This window comes from Daejeonella sp. (assembly GCF_030695525.1).
GTDB lineage: Bacteria > Bacteroidota > Bacteroidia > Sphingobacteriales > Sphingobacteriaceae > Daejeonella.
The window spans coordinates 16,462-34,837 of the sequence record NZ_JAUYSS010000025.1 but is presented as its reverse complement, the minus strand read 5'-3'; the positions used below and the strand labels follow the sequence as shown (position 1 = coordinate 34,837).

The window sequence follows — 18,376 nt, the reverse complement described above, 5'->3', positions numbered from 1 at the left end:
TTAAATATTAATCTTTAGATTGTTTAATATCGAGCTCACGTTAATTTACTAATGCGTTCCTTTTCTTCTACAAATTCCTTCCATATCTCAATCAGAATTTTTGCGGCGGGCTTTATTTCATGTATGTATGAAGAAACCTGTCCGATTTCAAGTTCCCCCTCAATCATATCTCCTTCAAACATTCCCCTTTTTGCCCTGCCCCGGCCTAATAATTCCATCAATTCAGTCCGGCTTGCTCCTTCAGCCTCCGCCTTTTCAACTTCTCTGTAGAAATCATTTTTGAGCAGTCGTACCGGCATCAATGATTTCATACTCAGTTTAGTATCGCCCTCAGCTGCCTGAATAATAGCCTCTTTAAAATTCTGATGTGCAGAAGATTCAACTGATGCTGCAAATACAGACCCTACTTGCACACCCTCAGCACCAAGTGCAAATGCAGCAAGCATTGCCCTTCCACTGCCAATTCCGCCTGCAGCGATAACCGGAACGGATACTGCATCACAGATTTCAGGGATCAGGCATAAAGTTGTAGTTTCCTCGCGACCATTGTGCCCTCCGGCTTCAAAACCTTCGGCAACAATCGCATCAGCACCGCAATCCTCAGCCTTTTTTGCAAATTTCTTATTCGCGATAACATGAACCACTTTGATATTATTTTTTTTCAGGAATGGAGTCCAAAGTGCCGGGTTTCCGGCAGAGCTGAAAACAACCTCAACCTTCTCTTCCACGATTATTTCCATAATCTTCTCAATATCAGGATATAACAATGGAACATTAACTCCAAACGGCATTGAAGTGGCAAGCCTGCATTTTTGAATATGTTCCCGCAATACTTCCGGATACATAGATCCTGCACCAATTAAACCCAGTCCGCCGGCATTCGATACCGCCGAAGCCAGTCGCCAGCCACTACACCAAACCATTCCCCCCTGAATAATGGGGTATTTAATATTGAAGAGTTTGTTGATATTGTTCATTTCAATGAGATTCAGACTATTTAGCAAAATCAGTAAAATTGTCCTATATGAGCTTTTTTATTGTTGAATATGGGGCTAATTCAGACCCATTTACATTTTTTACCAGGTTTAGGCCCGGAGTTTTTCCCTTTTCAATCGAACCATATCGATTATCAATCCCTAAAAATGCAGCTCCATTGAGAGTAGCCCAGCGTATCGTTTGAGAAAAAGGCAATTCCGGAAAATGCTCCTTTAAAACCTTGAGTTCAGATAATATACAAAGTTTATCATTTGATGCCAGACTATCAGTCCCGACAGTAATCTTATGACTATGATCAAGAAACTTATTGATTTCCGGAAGTTTCCCTTCGATATACAGGTTGGCATTTGGACAAAAACACCAATTAATTTCCTTTCCGGAAGCAACCATAGCGGCTATATCCTCAGGCTTTGTAAAGGTATTATGAACCAGTAATGTCTTTTGTTTTGCCGAAAGCAAAGGTAATATACACTGGATGGAGCTTTGATACCTGGCATTGAAAAAGTTCAGATCCTGCTTCATCCACTTATAAAAATCGGGAAATTCCCCACTTTTACTGATGAAAAGATCATTTTCCGCCCGGCTTTCCTGATTGTGCATACTACATAAATTCTCGTGCCTCTCTGAATACTCACGAAGCAGACCAAAAAGTTTTTCAGAAACAGAATAAGGTGCATGAGGGACGACAGAGGCAGGAAATGGCGCAAACTCCGATTTCAATTCAAGTGCTCTGTTAAATACCGCTTCGGCTTTTTCAGGGTCAAAACCAAGTAACTCTATGAAGGTATGGTAATATATACTGCTGTTTTGCTTAATTGATTTCGACAAATGATTATTTGAAATATCACCAACAGCCACTATTCCATTCTCAAACATCAGCCGATCGTTTGTCTTCATGGCTGATAATACCTGTTCTTCCCCGGCTGTCCTCTGAGATATAACATTTTTAACAAAGGAGACCAGGCCGGTACCTTCCGGAATTTTACCATGCAAATGCGAAAGCTCAAGATGACAGTGTGAATTTACAAAGCCGGGGGTGATGATACCCTGAAAATGCTCAATGGTCCCGGGAATCGTAGAACTCTGGGTTGGATTTAGAACATCCATGATTTCTCCTGATTCATTCAACACGACCACCCCATCCTTGACTGGTTCAGAACTAACCGGGAAGATATAATCTGCGCTGAGGTATCTGAGCATGAAGCAAAAATAGGAGTTATTAATTAGTAATGAGTAGTGAGTATTGAGTATTGAGTATTGAGATAGATTCGGTTTCATTTCAAATACTGAGCTTTTAACCATAATCCGGTAAGAGAAACATACAAGCCCTGATCTACTAATTTCATATCAGCAACCAATATTCTAACCAAAAAGATCTAACCAACGAACTACCAACCAACGAATCACTAAACTTTATTTCCGTACTTTTGCAAAACAATGCCATTATCAGAGAAAAAAGACATTCGAAGCCAATCCATGGAGCAACTGAAGCAGGAGTTCATTGCAATGGGAGAACCAGCATTCCGTGCTAAACAGGTTTATGAATGGTTGTGGGAAAAATCATGCACTGATTTTGATGAAATGAGCAATCTTTCGAAATCTCTGAGAGAGAAATTAAAAGAAACTTTTACCATCAATAATGTGGAGGTTCATCATTCGCAATTCAGTAATGACAAGACCATAAAAAGCACTTTTAAGTTGTTTGATAGCAATATTATTGAGGGGGTTCTTATACCTGCTACCGACCGGATGACTGCATGTGTGAGTTCACAGGTAGGATGCAGCCTGACCTGCAAATTTTGTGCAACAGGTTATATGGATAGAAAACGTAACCTGAATGCCGATGAAATTTACGATCAGGTAGTGCTGATCGATAAACAAGCCAGGGAGAATTACAATGTACCGCTGACAAATATCGTTTACATGGGGATGGGTGAGCCCTTGCTGAATTATGCCAATGTCATGAAATCCATTGAGCGAATCACAGCTCCCGACGGACTGAACATGGCAGCCAAGCGGATTACCGTTTCTACTGCCGGAATTGCAAAAATGATCAAGAAGCTGGGTGATGATGCTGTACGCTTTAATCTTGCCCTTTCCCTGCATGCAGCAAATGATGAGAAACGGAACACCATAATGCCAATTAATGAGCAAAATTCACTTAAAGCCCTGGCAGAAGCGCTTAAGTACTATTTCTCAAAAACCAAAAACCCGGTTACATACGAATACATTGTTTTCAATGATTTCAATGATAATATTTCGGATGCCGAAGAGCTGGTAAAATTCTGCAGGCATATACCATGCAAAGTAAATATCATCGAATACAATCCAATCTCTTTTGCAGATTTTGAAAATGCTGGTGAAGATAAGATTGAAGCATTTGCAGCACACTTGCGCAAAAGTGGGATCAATACCAATATCAGGAGAAGCCGGGGAAAAGATATTGACGCGGCCTGCGGGCAACTAGCGGTGAAAAGCTGAGAATCAATTAGCAAATGAGAGAATTAGCAAATGAGCAAATGAGACTTGCGAAATCACCTAGGCGGTTAGAAAGTTGATTTCGTCAGTCGCAGACTATCACGGGCAACTGAGGAATGATTTGTCGATGAGGCGATATGTCAATTTGTCGATGGGCTAAAGACTTACGAAATCACATAGGCGATCTGAAAGTAGATTTCGTCAGTCACATCCTTCAGTCACATCCGCTTGAGTAAAATCAGGGGCGATTTGTCCATTTGTAATTTGTCGATGGTAGGAATGAGCATTTGTTCCACCTGTCATCCGCCCGGGGCGGAGCCAACGGAATTTCTCAATTTAGTGATAATGAGAGGCGACGAAGGATCTCATCACTATGAGCAGTAAATTTCATTAAGATTAATTCATTTTAATTGGCCTGTTATTACCGTTTCCTAAACCATTACCTACAGCACCTCCCTTCCAATACAGATACCTCCTAACTTCATCTCATGAAAAGGTTACTGGCTTATTTCAATGATTTGTTTTGTCTGTTCTTTCCTGAGCTCTGTGCAGCATGTGGACAAAACCTGTTTAGAAACGAAAAGATCATCTGCACCAATTGTCTTTATCATCTTCCCCGGACTAATTTTCACAATGATCCTCAAAATAAGATGGCAAGGCAATTATGGGGTAGATTTCCCTTCGAACAGGCAGCAGCCTTTGTTTATTTCCAAAAAGGAAACAGGGTACAGAATTTAATGCACCAGCTTAAATACAATAAAAAGCCGGAAGTTGGAGTCAGAATAGGAGAGCTCTATGCATGGCAACTACTGCGTTCTGAAGGCTGGAAGAAAGCAGATTTGATCATTCCAATCCCTTTGCATCCAAAGAGATTAAAAAAAAGAGGATATAATCAAAGCGAGCAAATATCCAAAGGTATGGCTGCGGTACTAAAACTACCTCTAAGTACACAGAATCTGATTCGGACAGAAAATACAGAATCGCAAACCAAAAAATCGAGATTTGCCAGATATGAAAATCTGAAAGATGCATTCATCATTAAAAATTCATTTGAACTGGTCCAGAAACACATTATCCTGGTAGACGACGTAATGACCACCGGGGCTACAATGGAAGCCTGTAGTATTGAATTATTGAAAATTGAAGGTCTTAAGGTGAGCATTTGCACGCTGGCGTATGCTGAGTGACGGTATTATCGGCCTCCCAGCCCGTAATTTCGATGAACAAACCGAATTGAAATAAACACACCACTTATCAGCGCGAGGAGTAATCTGTTTATTAAGGCAGTGCCGGTAAGAACGAGATTTCTCAGTCGTGCCCCCTTCGAAATGACGGGATAGGAATCCGTCATTTCGAACACAGCGGCAGTATTTTCTTCTAAAGGTTGGAGTTTGTGCTGTGGAGAAATCTGTTAAATAAAAATTATTGAAACTTATAAAACTCTGTTCCGTAAAAGAATTCGAGAGCGTTAATTTAGATTGAAAAAGCTGATTGCCATAGGTATCAGCTTTTTCTGGTTAAAGTGGAGATTTAACACTAAGATAGGGTCTGATTTTATTGTACAGATCATTAGGTACAAAAGGCTTGATTACAAATCCATCCATGCCGCAATCCGCGATAGTTTCGAGTTCGTGTGCAAATAAAGAGGCTGTAAGAGCAATTATAGGTACCTCTGCATGATAACCTCCAAGCCTCCTGATTGCTTTGGAAGACTCCATTCCATCCATCACAGGCATATGGAGATCCATCAGGATTAAATCATACTTATTCTCCTGCACTTTTTCAAAGGCTATCTTTCCATTTTCGGCAAAATCTACACTCAGGCCCCATCTTGAGATCACTTTACTCGCAAGTAAACGGTTAATTTCATTATCATCGACCACCAGAACAAATCCGGACAATTGTTGTAACTGGGTTTTGTTGTCAACACTAACAACTGATGTAGTTGAGCGTTCAAACTGAATAATAAAACTGAATGCCGATCCTTTTCCTATTTCGCTGCTTACACTTATTTCTGAATGATGGAGTTCTATGAGACTCTTTGTGATTGCTAAACCAAGACCAGTCCCCCCATATTTTCTTGTGGTGTCAGTACTGGCCTGAGTATAGGAATTAAAAATATCATCAATCTTATCGGCAGGTATACCGATACCGGTATCTGAAACTTCAAAACGAACTATAACAAATTTCTTATTTTCTTCAACAAGATCGAGTTTTAATTTAACCTCTCCCTGTTCTGTAAATTTAACAGCATTACCCAATAGATTAATCAGGATCTGATACAAGCGGGTATTATCACCGATAACATTTGCAGGAATACGATAGTCTATCTCTGATTTTAAAATCACATGCTTTTCTGCAGTCTTGAATTGAAGTGAATTCAGGGTTTGAGCAACTAGTTCTTTCAGGTTGACATCTGCCTTTTCAAGAACCATATTTCCGGTCTCGATTTTTGTAAAATCCAAAACGTCATTGATGAGTTTCAACAGATTCTGGGCAGAAAAGTTTAATATCTTAAGATTTTCAATTTGCGCTTCTGTCGGATTATCATCCATCAGGATATAGGACATCCCAATTACAGCATTCAAAGGGGTTCTGATTTCATGACTCATTACAGAAAGGAAAGTTTCCTTTGCCTTGCTAAGCTGCAGGGCCTCTTCACGGGTTTTGATCAGTTCCTGTTCAGCCAGTTTTCTTTCTGAGATGTCATTGATAATCTCAACCTGCTGATCAAGACTCCCATCCTTATTAAATGTAGGGGTATTTGAAATGGATAGCCAAACCTGGGTTCCATCTTTTTTATAGCTAAGCAATTCAATATTTGAAGGTTTACAGTCCGCAGCATCCTTTCTTGCCTTATTCAGCAATTCCATGTCAGTACCCTCGCCTGCCAACAAATCACCCGGACGGGTATTTTGAAATTCCTCAAGTGTATAGCCTGTTAAATCCTGCAGCGACTGGTTTATCCATTTGATCTTACCATCACTGCCACTGATGGCTACACCATTAATCGTTTTGCTGGCTACAAGTGAAAGCAATGTGAGCTGTTCTTCTGCAAATTTACGTTCGGTGATATCAGTGATGATCTCTACCTGACGCTCTATTTCACCTTTTTCATTAAGTATGGGAGTCGTAGCAGCATTGACCCATATTGGGGACTGGTCTTTTTTATAAATCAGAAGGTCAATATTATATGGTTTTTTAGCCTTTATAGCCTTTTCCGCAATTTCAAGCGATTGAGGCGATGTGTCTTTACCGATTACAATATCACCCAAGCGCTTTCCTTCCATATCACTGAACTTATAACCAAGTAGGTTTTCGAGTGCAGCATTAACCCATGTAACTCTGCCATTCCAATCCCTGATTGCGATACCGCTTGATGATTTACTGGCAACCATTGATAAAATTTCAAGTTCCAGTTCGGAGTTCTTTCTTTCAGTAATGTCGATGATTACCTCGACTTCCTTGTCGATATTACCATCCCTATCCAGAATTACGGAATTCAAAATTGACAACCAAATCGGAGAGCCGTCTTTTCGGTATGCAAGCAGATCAACCGAAAAAGGTTGTTTGTTTTTAGTTAACTCACGGGCATGAAGTATTACTTCGGTATCTGTATCCTTACCTTTAAGTACATCGCCAAGTTTACGACCTTTCAAATCATTAAGGCTATACCCTGTAATTTCGACTGAAGCTTCATTTGCCCAGATCACATTACTATTCTTATCACTAATGATTACGCCATTGTTCACTTTATTAGCGACAAGGGACAATTGCTCGAGTTCTTCGACCATTTTCTTCTTATCGCTAATATCCCGGCCATTAGCAAACCATTTTTCATTCCTCACAGCAACGGACCAGCCCATCCATTTGGTTGAGCCATCCTTTAATTTGATCCTGCCCTCGAGTTCAAAACTTTTTTGACCGCTTCCCAAACCCTTCTCAAGTTGAGGAACCATGGCTTTTATATCATCTTCATAAAAGAATTCCCAGATTGATCTACCAATAACTTCATCAGGAGTGTAGCCGAGCATTCGCTCTGCTATACCGTTCATCAGTTCAATAGTTCCTTCACGATCTAATACACAATGCAGTTCGGCTGAACTGTCGAACATGATGCTGATTTCCTCATGCTTCCGGATCAGATCTTTTAATGTCCTGTTTTGACGTTTAACTTCCAGATGAGTCATGACCTGTTTAGCCAGAATATTCAGTGCCTCCCTTTGCTGTCCGTCAAGGGTACCCGGGACCACATCCATTACACATAATGACCCCAGTGCATACCCTTCAGGATTTATTATCGGGGCACCGGCATAAAATCTGATTTTTTCTCCCCCTTTAACACATTTGAGAGTTGAGGTTCTGGCATCCTCCAGAGTATCATTGATTTCAAGGATCCCTGATCCTTTGATCGCAAACTGACAAAGAGAATCCTCAACATAAGATTTCTGATCAATAAATCCAACTTGTGACTTGATGAATTGATACTCCCTGCCCAGAAAACTGATTGTAGCTATGGGCTTTTTACTTATATAAGAAGCTAAACGTGTGATAGAATCAAATTCAATTTCAGGTAAAGTACCCAACACCTGGTATTCAAAAAGTGCCTTTAATCTGAGATCTTCCTTCTCTTTTCCCACGACGCTTTCTGACATACGAATTCTTTTGAATTGATTAAATTATTTATACAGAGGATGCTTGCCCATCATCTCATTTACTTTCTTACGAACCTTTTTTGCATTAGTTAGGCTATTTGGATTTGAGATCACCTCGTCAATGAGTTCAACAATTTTTTCCATGTGCTTTTCCTTTAATCCCCTCGTGCTGACCGCAGCAGTACCAACCCGAATACCGGAAGTTACGAATGGAGATTTATCGTCAAAAGGAACCATATTTTTATTAACAGTTATTGCGGCTTCACCAAGTGCGTTTTCGGCATCCCGTCCGGTAATATTTTTATTGCGAAGATCAATCAGCATCATGTGATTATCTGTACCGCCTGAAATAAGCTGGTAACCACGATTCACCAGGGCTGCCGCCATTGCCTCGGCATTTTTCTTTACCTGAATGATGTATTTCATGTATGCCTCACTCAAAGCCTCACCAAATGCAATCGCTTTTGCGGCGATGATATGCTCCAGTGGTCCACCCTGAGTACCCGGAAATACAGCCATATCTAAAACTGAAGACATCATCCTCAATTCTCCTTTTGGGGTTTTAATTCCCATCGGGTTTTCAAAATCCTGTCCCATCATAATCATACCACCTCTCGGGCCTCTCAGTGTTTTATGAGTTGTGGTTGTTACTACATGACAATGCGGAAGCGGATCGTTTAACAAGCCGCGGGCGATAAGCCCGGATGGATGAGAGATATCAGCCATAACCAAAGCTCCTATCTGATCGGCAACAGATCTGATGAACTTATAGTCCCAATCGCGGGAATAGGCAGATGCGCCACAAATAATTACTTTTGGTTTTTCCTTTAAAGCCACTTGTTCCAGCTTCTTATAGTCGATAAGACCAGATTCACGGTCAACCCCATAAAAATGCGGTTTATATAATTTACCCGAAAAATTGACCGGTGAACCATGAGTCAGGTGACCCCCATGTGAAAGATCAAAGCCTAAAATTTTATCCCCTGCGTTCAGAAGACCAAGAAGCACAGCCGCATTGGCCTGTGCACCAGAATGGGGCTGAACATTGGCCCAGCTTGCATTAAATAATTCCTTAGCCCGTTCAATTGCTATATTTTCAACTTCATCAACTACTTCACATCCACCATAATACCTCTTGCCCGGTAAACCCTCAGCATATTTATTGGTAAGTACTGAGCCCGCAGCTTCCATAACCTGCTTGCTTACAAAATTTTCTGATGCTATTAATTCTAAACCGGTTTCCTGACGCTCTTGTTCCTCATCAATCAGGCTGAAAATAAGTTTATCTCTCTTCATGGATGTAATATGGTGTTTGTTTGAATGATTATATTATAAGAATTGTAAAGCAAAAATACAAATTAAGAATTGATTGAACCGACTTTAGCTTCAATCCAGAAATTATTAAATCCAATGCCTGTCTGAATTGAGATCAGGTCCTGTTGCAACATTTCAAGCAAGGCCAAAAAATTGTAAACAAAATGAACTTTATTGTCAGAATTAGTAACAATATCCCTGAAATCCAGCCGCTTATTTATAGACAGAAGCCTGTCAATTACTTTTTTCTGAGACTCAATATCATAGGGGTATTGTTCTACAATGTGTTCCTGTTTATTATCCCGCTGCAAACTTCGTTGAAGAACTTTATTAAAAGTCATCATCAGTTTATAAAGATCGAATGATTCCAATTCTTCTCCCGGATCTGCCGAAAGTGCCATTTGCAAAACATCAGAAGCTATATTGCCGCGCTTTTCTTGCAAAAAACGCTCATTTTCGAGTAATTTGAATTGCTCAGCCAGTTGTTTGAACTTCTTATACTCAATCAGTTTCTGAATCAGATCGCGCTTTAAATCAATTTCATTTCCTTCATCATCGAGATCCGGCCGGGGCAAAAGCATTTTTGCCTTTATCCGCATCAGAGTTGCAGCTACATATATAAATTCACTGGCCAGCTCTATGTTCAATGAATTCATATGATGAAGATAGTCCAGAAAATCATCCGTAATTTTGGCTATAGGAACATCCTGAATATCCAGTTCATCCCTTTCAATAAAGAATAAAAGCAGATCAAAAGGGCCTTCAAATTGGGGTAGTCTGATCTCAAAAGCGTCACTTACATTCATAACTATTTTCAAATGTAATGCAGAGACATATAATTATGTCTCTCTAAAAAAATAAAAATGTTTAACAAATACATTATTTTTGCGTGAAATAATTATAAACCCTAAATGGAAGTTAAGGCGGGCGAATTTCTTGAACAGATTAATTATCCTTCGGATTTAAAAAAATTTAAAGAAGAAGATCTTGAACGTATCTGCTCAGAATTAAGACAGTTTATTGTTGATACCGTCTCAGTAAATGGCGGTCATTTTGGATCCAGTTTAGGCGTTGTTGAATTAACGGTAGCCTTACATTATGTGCTAAATACGCCCTATGACCAGCTTGTTTGGGATGTAGGACATCAGGCATATGGCCATAAAATCCTAACCGGACGAAGAGCGGATTTCCATACCAACCGGATATACAAAGGCCTTAGTGGTTTTCCGAAAAGATCTGAAAGTGAGTATGATACTTTTGGTGTAGGACATTCTTCAACCTCTATTTCTGCCGCACTAGGAATGGCAGTTGCCTCCAATTATAAGGGTGAAACCGACAGACAGCACGTCGCTGTGATTGGGGATGGTGCAATGACCGGGGGGCTAGCCTTTGAGGCCCTGAACCATGGGGGTATTGAGAACTCAAATATTCTCGTAATCCTGAATGATAACTGCATGTCAATCGACCCGAATGTAGGTGCATTAAAGGAATACCTAACCGATATTACCACTTCAAAATCATACAACCGTTTCAGAGATGATATTTCGAATGTCTTGTCAAAAATATCAGAACTTGGCCCTAATGCCCATGAAATTGTCAAAAAGATTGAGAAAACAATAAAAGGTGGATTATTAAAGAAAAGTAATTTCTTTGAAGCACTCAAGTTCAGATACTTTGGACCAATTGACGGGCATGATGTAAAGCACCTGGCCAAGATACTAGATGACCTTAAACATATACCAGGGCCAAAGTTATTGCATTGTGTTACTGTTAAGGGCAAAGGATATTCTCTGGCAGAAAAAGATCAAACCAAATGGCATTCGCCAGGATTGTTCGATAAAATTACCGGAGAAATACAAAAGACTGCGAGCGAGAAACCGGCAGCCCCAAAATATCAGGAGGTATTTGGACATACCCTTGTTGAACTGGCCGAGTTGAATTCAAAAATAATGGGAATTACTCCGGCAATGCCTTCGGGTTCATCGCTGAATATCATGATGAAGGCAATGCCGGATCGTGCTTTTGATGTAGGAATCGCTGAACAGCATGCCGTAACGTTCTCGGCCGGACTTGCAACCAGAGGAATGGTTCCCTTCTGCAATATCTATTCAACATTCATGCAAAGAGCTTATGATCAGGTTATTCATGATGTAGCTCTGCAGAATCTGAATGTAGTTTTCTGCCTCGACCGTGCCGGGTTTGCAGGATCAGATGGCCCTACACATCATGGCGCCTATGACCTTGCTTATATGCGCTGTATTCCGAATATGATTGTTTCGGCACCGATGAACGAAGAAGAATTAAGAAACCTGATGTTCACTGCACAACAGGAAAATATGGGGCCTTTCAGTATCCGTTATCCAAGAGGAAACGGAGTAATGCCTGAATGGAGACGCCCGATGAAGGCAATCGACATAGGTAAAGGAAGAACGGTCTGTGAAGGTGAGGATGTGGCAATTTTAAGTATCGGACATATCGGGAACGAAGCTGTTAAAGCCTGTAATGAGCTTAATGCAGAAGGTATTCATCCGGCACATTATGACCTTCGTTTTGCCAAACCACTTGATCAGGAACTTCTTCATCAGGTATTTAAAAAATTTAAATATATCATCACTATTGAAGATGGATGTCTGCAAGGTGGTGTAGGTAGTGCTATTCTTGAATTTATGGCTGATAATAATTACGCTTCCACTATACTGCGTTTAGGAATACCAGATCAGGTTATAGAGCACGGCGAACAACCCGAATTATGGAGGGAGTGCGGTTTTGATGCGAAAGGGATAATTAAAAAGGTTAAAGAATTCGCACTCAGCCGGACTACCAGTGTTTTAGCGTCCTAATTATTTTTACAGGAATCTTAAGAGGGAATCTTCCTTATTTAATATAAAATAACTTCTTAATCACTTTCTTATAAAACTCACCAACTGCTTTCACTAAGGTGGAGCGGGTTCTGAATGAGCTGTTCAGGGTATAAACCTGATTGAACTTTTCATAAGAATGCTTATTGAGTGAATCGGTATAAAGCTTAAAAACTTCGAAAAGATCGGGGCGATTCGTAAATGTATACCGTTGCTGATGCTGCGAAACCCTGTTTTCTTCGATACAGGATATTGAGGCTCCACTGTAATGAAAGAATATAAGAGGAACACTACCATTCACATAAAAAACTCCGTCATTTTTTGACAATATGCGATCGTGGAGATTCCAGTAAGCTACATTACAGCCCACATGTTTCAGAATATCTACACTTTCAAAATAAAGCGGAACCAGATTTAGCCAGAGTTGCTCGGCAAACATGCCACGTTTAGAATCAAAAAAGCACTCATTCCTGAGTTTGCCCATCCACCAGTCAAGAAATGCTTTTGAATTCTGATCCCTTTTCAGTCCGAAGAACCCCGCATTGTAAATTCCAGATCTGAGAAACACTCTGTCGTCAAAATCCGTACCGTCGGGTACCGAGCTAAGGGAATGAGGACTTAGCACAATGCTATTGGAACTTAAACTCTCATAAACAGGATGCAAATCGTCAAACAATAAGATATCACTGTCCAAAAAGATAAGCTGATCAAGCTCTTTATATTTTTCGAATATGTAATTACCAAAATAGGGCTTCAGGGCGCTGTTCAATTCAAGGGGGGAGTACTTTGAACACATTTCATTAAGGAATGATAAATTCATCTCCTGAGCAGTAATCAGTTCAATCCCTTCAGGAATTAAACCTGAATCAACAGTATCGATCAGGCATATAATAAATTTGGTGTCCTGGCAATGAGTGCTAACTGAATCGGCCAATGACAAAGCCCTTCCGATGTGGTTATAAGTGCATACTGTGTAAATTGCATTCATTCTTCGGCAAAAATAGCGGATTATTTTAATTTATTTTGTCAGCTTCCAACTGCAGCCCCTTATCTGAACTATGATTCCGGGTGATTTATTCACAGTTCAGACAAAATGAACAACATCAATTGTTAATAAAATTTAGTCCACAATCAATAATTCCTATATTTTTACAAAATTTTCGTCCAGAGCTCTTCATCATTAAATAATTAAAGGTAAGAATGTTCATATTCGCACTCATATATTTCTCTGCCTTTTTTATTGCACTTAAAAATCTGATTTCGAGGAACAAACAGGGGATTTTTATATTTCTGATTTTCGGCCTTCCTATCTATACCACAAGTTTATCGGTGGCCCTGCAATCCGGTTTTGCAGACCTTGTTCCTTTAATGCAGCCATTTAAGGAAATACTGATCTTAATGACCCTGGGGATAGGCATATGGGAATTGAAAAGACAAATCAGATTCCAATCTATAGATTATGCAATTCTGGCCTACTTTTTCTACACCTTGCTTTATGTTATTCTGCCAATTGGCCAATATGGTTTAGGCGATAAGCTAATTGCATTCAAAAGTTCGAGTTTTTTTACATTCATTTATTTTGCCGGGCGTATTTTTGACCCCGCGCGGATTTATATCAGCAAGTATTATCATTACATACTCGCGGTTTTTATTGCAGCCGCGGGGATTTTGTTTTTTGAAATTATCAGCAACCAGCATTTTCAAACCCTGACAGGATATGCCGATTTTAACTTCTATTTTTTTAATCAGGAAGCAAGTGGCAATTACGATCTTTCATGGACTTTCGAGACATCAACAGGCCTCAGAAGATTTGCCAGTTTTTTTGCAAACCCTCTTGAATTTGCCGCATCTACGCTTTTAACCCTGGCAATCCTGGCCGGTCTGTATACAACTGATGACAACCGAATCAAAGTTGATACTCTGGGTATCATTGCTATTATTGCGACTCAGTTTTCAATTTTTTTCGCATTATCAAGATCTTCCCTCGCGAGCTATTTCATTATGATCTTTATTTATGCACTGATCACAAAGAAAAAACTAATTCTAAATATCATATATGCCGGCTTTATAGCAGTTTCAGTTTACTTTATATTCTTTATGCTCGTAATGAACCCTGATCTGTACGAGTTTATCTATGAAACAATCACATTTACTAACCCATCAAGTATTGGGCATGTACTTGCCTGGATTGAAGGTATAGAAGCTATTGCCGCTAATCCATTAGGATTAGGTTTGGGTGAATCAGGGAGGGTTGCAGTAAGTTTAAGCGATACGGTTGGCGGAGAAAACCAATATATTATTATTGGCGTACAAACAGGAATTTTAACTTTGCTGCTCTATCTATGGATGCATATTTACTTCATCAAAACATGCTGGAAATGGTTTCCGAAATTACAGGGTAAAGAAAGACAGGTTTGTTTAAGTCTGCTACTAATGAAAATCGGTTTTATCATACCGCTCTTAACTTCAGAACTTGAATCATCAGTCTACATTTCTTATTTGAGCTGGTTTCTATCCGGCCTGTTTGTACATATGATTGCGGGACATGCAACTGATATTAAACCCTTGCCGGTGGAAAAATCTTAAACAGCAACCAAATAACGATAAATAAATTATTTTTGCAGCATTTATGACCTATACCCTTACATGTCGAATAAAATAAGAGTAGGACTTGACATTCGTGACCTCAGGATTGCAAAGACAGGTTCAAAAACTTATCTGGAAGAAATTTACAATCAATTTAAGAGTGGAAAGTACGATTGTGAATTCGTATTTTTCGACACTACTGTTCCGGTTTATACCGGACGTTATAAGCTGCTTAAATTGATTGAACATATCCGCTTTATAATATGGAAACAGATCATGCTTCCAATCAAAGCAAACCTTAACAATTGCGATATCCTATTTTGTACCGATTACTTTGTCCCGTACTTTACGCCGGGATTCAAAGCCATCCCTGTATTTTATGATGCTTTTTTCTTTGAATATTCCAGCCATTATAATTCTCAATGGCTTAAATTATTCAAAATTTTCGGGGTAAGCGCTGCTAAAAAAGCACCATTCATTATTACAATATCAGAATATACCAGAAACAGAATTGCATTTTTCACCGGTATAGATTGCCAAAAGATCAAGGCAATTCATCTTGCACCGAAGAAAATGGCTGTAGCCGAGCCTGAAGCCGGCTATATTCCAACATTCAATATTCCTACCTCTAAATTTATTTTACACGTAGGTACACTAGAAAAAAGAAAAAATTTAGTACGATTAATTGAGGCCTTTAATTTATTAAGACACTCAGGGCACCAGGATTATTCACTGATTCTTGTTGGACAGCCCAGCCCAAAAAGCGACATGGATGATAGTGTCGCAATTCGTGAAATTATTGAAAGGCTTGAACTCAGTGAATTTGTTCTGACCCCGGGATATGCAAGCGATCAGGATCTGGCATATTTTTATAAATATGCCGAAATATATGCTTTCCCGTCAATAAATGAGGGATTTGGAGTGCCTGTACTTGAAGCTTTTCATCACCGCCTGCCTGTAATTGTATCTGATAATACCTGCCTGCCCGAGGTTGGAGGCGATGCAGTACTCTGCTTTGATCCTTTTAATGTTGAAGACATCAGTAAGAAAATGATTGCCCTTATAGAGGATAATGAACTCCGGTTTGAACTTATCAGAAAAGGAAGTGAACGATTGAAACTTTTTTCCTGGGAAAAGAACGCTGTAGAATTAATAAAAACTTTTAAGGCAGCTCTCAATAAAAATTAGCACTTTCGTAAACTATTTATCATTTACTGCGTATTCAATCGAATACTGGCTATTAAACTAAATACGTGAAGAAAGCTTTAATTTGTGGGGTCTCTGGACAAGATGGTTCATACCTGGCTAAATTTTTACTTGAAAAAGGGTATTATGTATATGGGGCATCCCGTGATGCACAAACATCCCCATTTATCAATCTGAAAAAACTTGGGATAAAAGACGATCTCAACCTGATTTCAATAAATATTACTGATTTTGGCAATACCCTTGAATGTATTAACAAGATAAAACCCGACGAAGTTTATAATCTTGCTGGACAGAGTTCTGTCCGTTTATCTTTTGATCAGCCTCATGAAACCCACGAAAGTATAAGTACTGGAAACCTGAATCTTCTGGAGGCAATAAAATTCAGTAATCTGGCTATCAAATTGTATAATGCTGGCTCCAGTGAGTGTTTCGGGGATAGCAGCATACCTGCAAATGAAAACACCATTTTTCATCCAAGAAGCCCATACGCTATAGCCAAAGCAACTGCATTCTGGCAAATTGATAATTACAGGGAAGCATATAACCTTTTTGCCTGTACAGGCATTTTGTTCAATCATGAATCACCCTTAAGACCCGAACACTTTGTAACCAAAAAAATCATTTCAGCCGCCTGCAAAATTCACAGGAACAGATCACATAAACTTAGTTTGGGGAATATCAATATCGAACGTGATTGGGGATGGGCACCTGATTATGTAGAGGCGATGTGGCTAATGATGCAGCAAGACGTACCAAAAGATTATATCATTGCTACAGGCAAGAGCCATACACTGAAAGAATTTATTGATTTTACATTCAGAGCCCTGGATTTGAACTGGGAAGAACATGTCGTTATTGACGAAGTGCTAAGGAGGCCTAGCGATTTACAAATTGGCAGGGCTGATCCCGGCAAAGCCAACAGAGAGCTACATTGGAAAGCTAAACTCGGACTTAATTCAATCATTGAAAACATGATTGAACACGAATTAAGCTTTTCAAATCTTAACTCGCCAAGCTCCTACTAAACTGGGATTACCGAATTGCTGTCCAACCCGTTGCTTTAATACCGGTGAAAATGCCGTTTTCAGATTGGGCTAAAGCCTAATGTAACAGCTCCTCACATCTCTCTAAATATTGGGCTAAAGCCCTAAAACAAACAATCTCATAGACCCCAGCTAAAGCTGGGGTCTATTGAGCGACCGAACTAATGTCATGATTCCATAAAAAACTCCAGGCCTTGCGATAGCCGTCGCTAAGTAGCCCGGTGCTTTAGCTCCGGGCCAGGATCAGGATTTCATGAGGGCTTCAGCCCAAAACCAAAGCGACCATAACGGAACAAATACTGGTGCTTCAGCGCCAAAATGGTCTTTTGTTTTTTGATAATGAATATTTTTGAAACACCTGATAGATTTCCATTTAGGTATAAAATTCCAAAGAACCGGCAAAATGCGCAGAGGCTGAAAAATCCAGCAATAATTTAATTCCCGTTTTCACCATTTTAGATTCTTAAAATTTTATACCATACTTTTGAGATGCAGCTTTCCTGCAATTCAAAATTTAATCATAGTTTTGCTTTTATCATATGAGTTCAGAAACAGGATTCTTCCGCAGATTCAAGTTTATTGTTGACCGATTCCCCCCAGAATGGAAGAGCTATGATATTCTGACTACCCTATACCGTTTATCTTTCTTTTACATCCGCGGGATGATTCAACGTCTGTTTTTTAAACGTTCAAGCGGATGGGTATTAGTTGGTAAAGGAGCCTCCATACGTTATGCCCGGCACCTGAGTGTTGGAAGGGATTTTATAGTTGAGGATTATGCTGAGGTAAACTGCATGACTTACCGTGGGATAGTAGCAGGAGACCGGGTAACCATCGGAAAGCACGCAATCATCAGACCCACCAATATTTATGGCTCTGCAATTGGCGAAGGGCTCAAAATCGGTAATAACTCCAGTATTGGACCTTATTCTTATATCGGATGCTCTGGCTTTATTGAAATAGGAGACAATGTGATGATGTCGCCCAGAGTAAGTATCTATGCCGAAAACCATTTATTTGACCACCCCGAACTAAGCATAAAAGAACAGGGGGTAAAACGGGAATTTGTCAAAATAGAAGATGATTGCTGGATTGCAGCAAATACCGTAATTCTGGCAGGCGTAACCATAGGGCGGGGTTCAGTAATTGCAGCAGGAAGTGTGGTAACCAAAGATGTCCCCCCCTACAGTATTGTAGGTGGAGTTCCGGCAAAAGTCATAAAGAGCCGTAAATAATT

General features: G+C 39.7%; 13 protein-coding genes. 7 read left to right on the top strand and 6 right to left on the bottom strand.

Going from position 1 to position 18,376, the window contains the following annotated elements:
* Positions 1 to 35: 35 nt before the first annotated feature.
* The gene (locus tag Q8S11_RS05610; protein WP_305661096.1) at positions 36 to 977 is read right to left on the bottom strand and encodes a nitronate monooxygenase family protein; all 942 of its coding nucleotides are present in this window, start codon (positions 975 to 977) and stop codon (positions 36 to 38) included.
* A gap of 43 nt (positions 978 to 1,020) precedes the next feature.
* The gene (locus tag Q8S11_RS05605; protein WP_305661095.1) at positions 1,021 to 2,196 is read right to left on the bottom strand and encodes an amidohydrolase family protein; all 1,176 of its coding nucleotides are present in this window, start codon (positions 2,194 to 2,196) and stop codon (positions 1,021 to 1,023) included.
* Positions 2,197 to 2,433: 237 nt separating this feature from the next.
* On the opposite strand from Q8S11_RS05605, the gene rlmN reads away from it, so the two are divergent.
* Complete coding sequence (rlmN, locus tag Q8S11_RS05600) at positions 2,434 to 3,477, top strand: 23S rRNA (adenine(2503)-C(2))-methyltransferase RlmN (protein WP_305661094.1); 1,044 nt, start codon at positions 2,434 to 2,436, stop codon at positions 3,475 to 3,477.
* A 485-nt stretch (positions 3,478 to 3,962) separates the two neighbouring features.
* The gene (locus Q8S11_RS05595) at positions 3,963 to 4,661 is read left to right on the top strand and encodes a ComF family protein (RefSeq protein WP_305661093.1); all 699 of its coding nucleotides are present in this window, start codon (positions 3,963 to 3,965) and stop codon (positions 4,659 to 4,661) included.
* Positions 4,662 to 4,991: 330 nt separating this feature from the next.
* Here the strand turns inward: Q8S11_RS05595 and Q8S11_RS05590 are convergent, their stop codons facing one another.
* From Q8S11_RS05590 to Q8S11_RS05580, 3 genes are all read right to left on the bottom strand, one after another.
* The gene (locus tag Q8S11_RS05590) at positions 4,992 to 8,129 is read right to left on the bottom strand and encodes a PAS domain S-box protein (protein WP_305661092.1); all 3,138 of its coding nucleotides are present in this window, start codon (positions 8,127 to 8,129) and stop codon (positions 4,992 to 4,994) included.
* A gap of 24 nt (positions 8,130 to 8,153) precedes the next feature.
* Positions 8,154 to 9,425: a serine hydroxymethyltransferase gene (gene glyA, locus Q8S11_RS05585; protein ID WP_305661091.1), complete on the bottom strand. Its 1,272-nt coding sequence runs from the start codon at positions 9,423 to 9,425 to the stop codon at positions 8,154 to 8,156.
* A gap of 62 nt (positions 9,426 to 9,487) precedes the next feature.
* On the bottom strand, positions 9,488 to 10,249 hold the full coding sequence (locus Q8S11_RS05580) for a ScpA family protein (RefSeq protein ID WP_305661090.1): 762 nt from the start codon (positions 10,247 to 10,249) through the stop codon (positions 9,488 to 9,490).
* A 105-nt stretch (positions 10,250 to 10,354) separates the two neighbouring features.
* On the opposite strand from Q8S11_RS05580, the gene dxs reads away from it, so the two are divergent.
* Positions 10,355 to 12,283 carry a 1-deoxy-D-xylulose-5-phosphate synthase gene (gene dxs, locus Q8S11_RS05575; RefSeq protein ID WP_305661089.1) on the top strand — a complete coding sequence of 643 codons (1,929 nt, stop codon included), beginning with the start codon at positions 10,355 to 10,357 and terminating at the stop codon, positions 12,281 to 12,283.
* 34 nt (positions 12,284 to 12,317) lie between these two features.
* On the opposite strand, the gene Q8S11_RS05570 is transcribed toward dxs, so the two are convergent.
* Positions 12,318 to 13,289: a hypothetical protein gene (locus tag Q8S11_RS05570; protein ID WP_305661088.1), complete on the bottom strand. Its 972-nt coding sequence runs from the start codon at positions 13,287 to 13,289 to the stop codon at positions 12,318 to 12,320.
* 212 nt (positions 13,290 to 13,501) lie between these two features.
* On the opposite strand from Q8S11_RS05570, the gene Q8S11_RS05565 reads away from it, so the two are divergent.
* The 4 genes from Q8S11_RS05565 (at position 13,502) to Q8S11_RS05550 (ending at position 18,374) form a co-directional block, all read left to right on the top strand.
* A complete protein-coding gene (locus tag Q8S11_RS05565; protein WP_305661087.1) occupies positions 13,502 to 14,887 on the top strand; it encodes an O-antigen ligase in 1,386 nt (461 codons plus the stop codon).
* Between the two features lie 60 nt (positions 14,888 to 14,947).
* Positions 14,948 to 16,075: a glycosyltransferase family 1 protein gene (locus Q8S11_RS05560; protein ID WP_305661086.1), complete on the top strand. Its 1,128-nt coding sequence runs from the start codon at positions 14,948 to 14,950 to the stop codon at positions 16,073 to 16,075.
* Between the two features lie 65 nt (positions 16,076 to 16,140).
* The gene (locus tag Q8S11_RS05555; protein ID WP_305661085.1) at positions 16,141 to 17,121 is read left to right on the top strand and encodes a GDP-mannose 4,6-dehydratase; all 981 of its coding nucleotides are present in this window, start codon (positions 16,141 to 16,143) and stop codon (positions 17,119 to 17,121) included.
* Between the two features lie 557 nt (positions 17,122 to 17,678).
* Positions 17,679 to 18,374, top strand: a complete 696-nt coding sequence (locus Q8S11_RS05550) for a DapH/DapD/GlmU-related protein (protein WP_305661084.1) — start codon at positions 17,679 to 17,681, stop codon at positions 18,372 to 18,374.
* Positions 18,375 to 18,376: the final 2 nt, after the last annotated feature.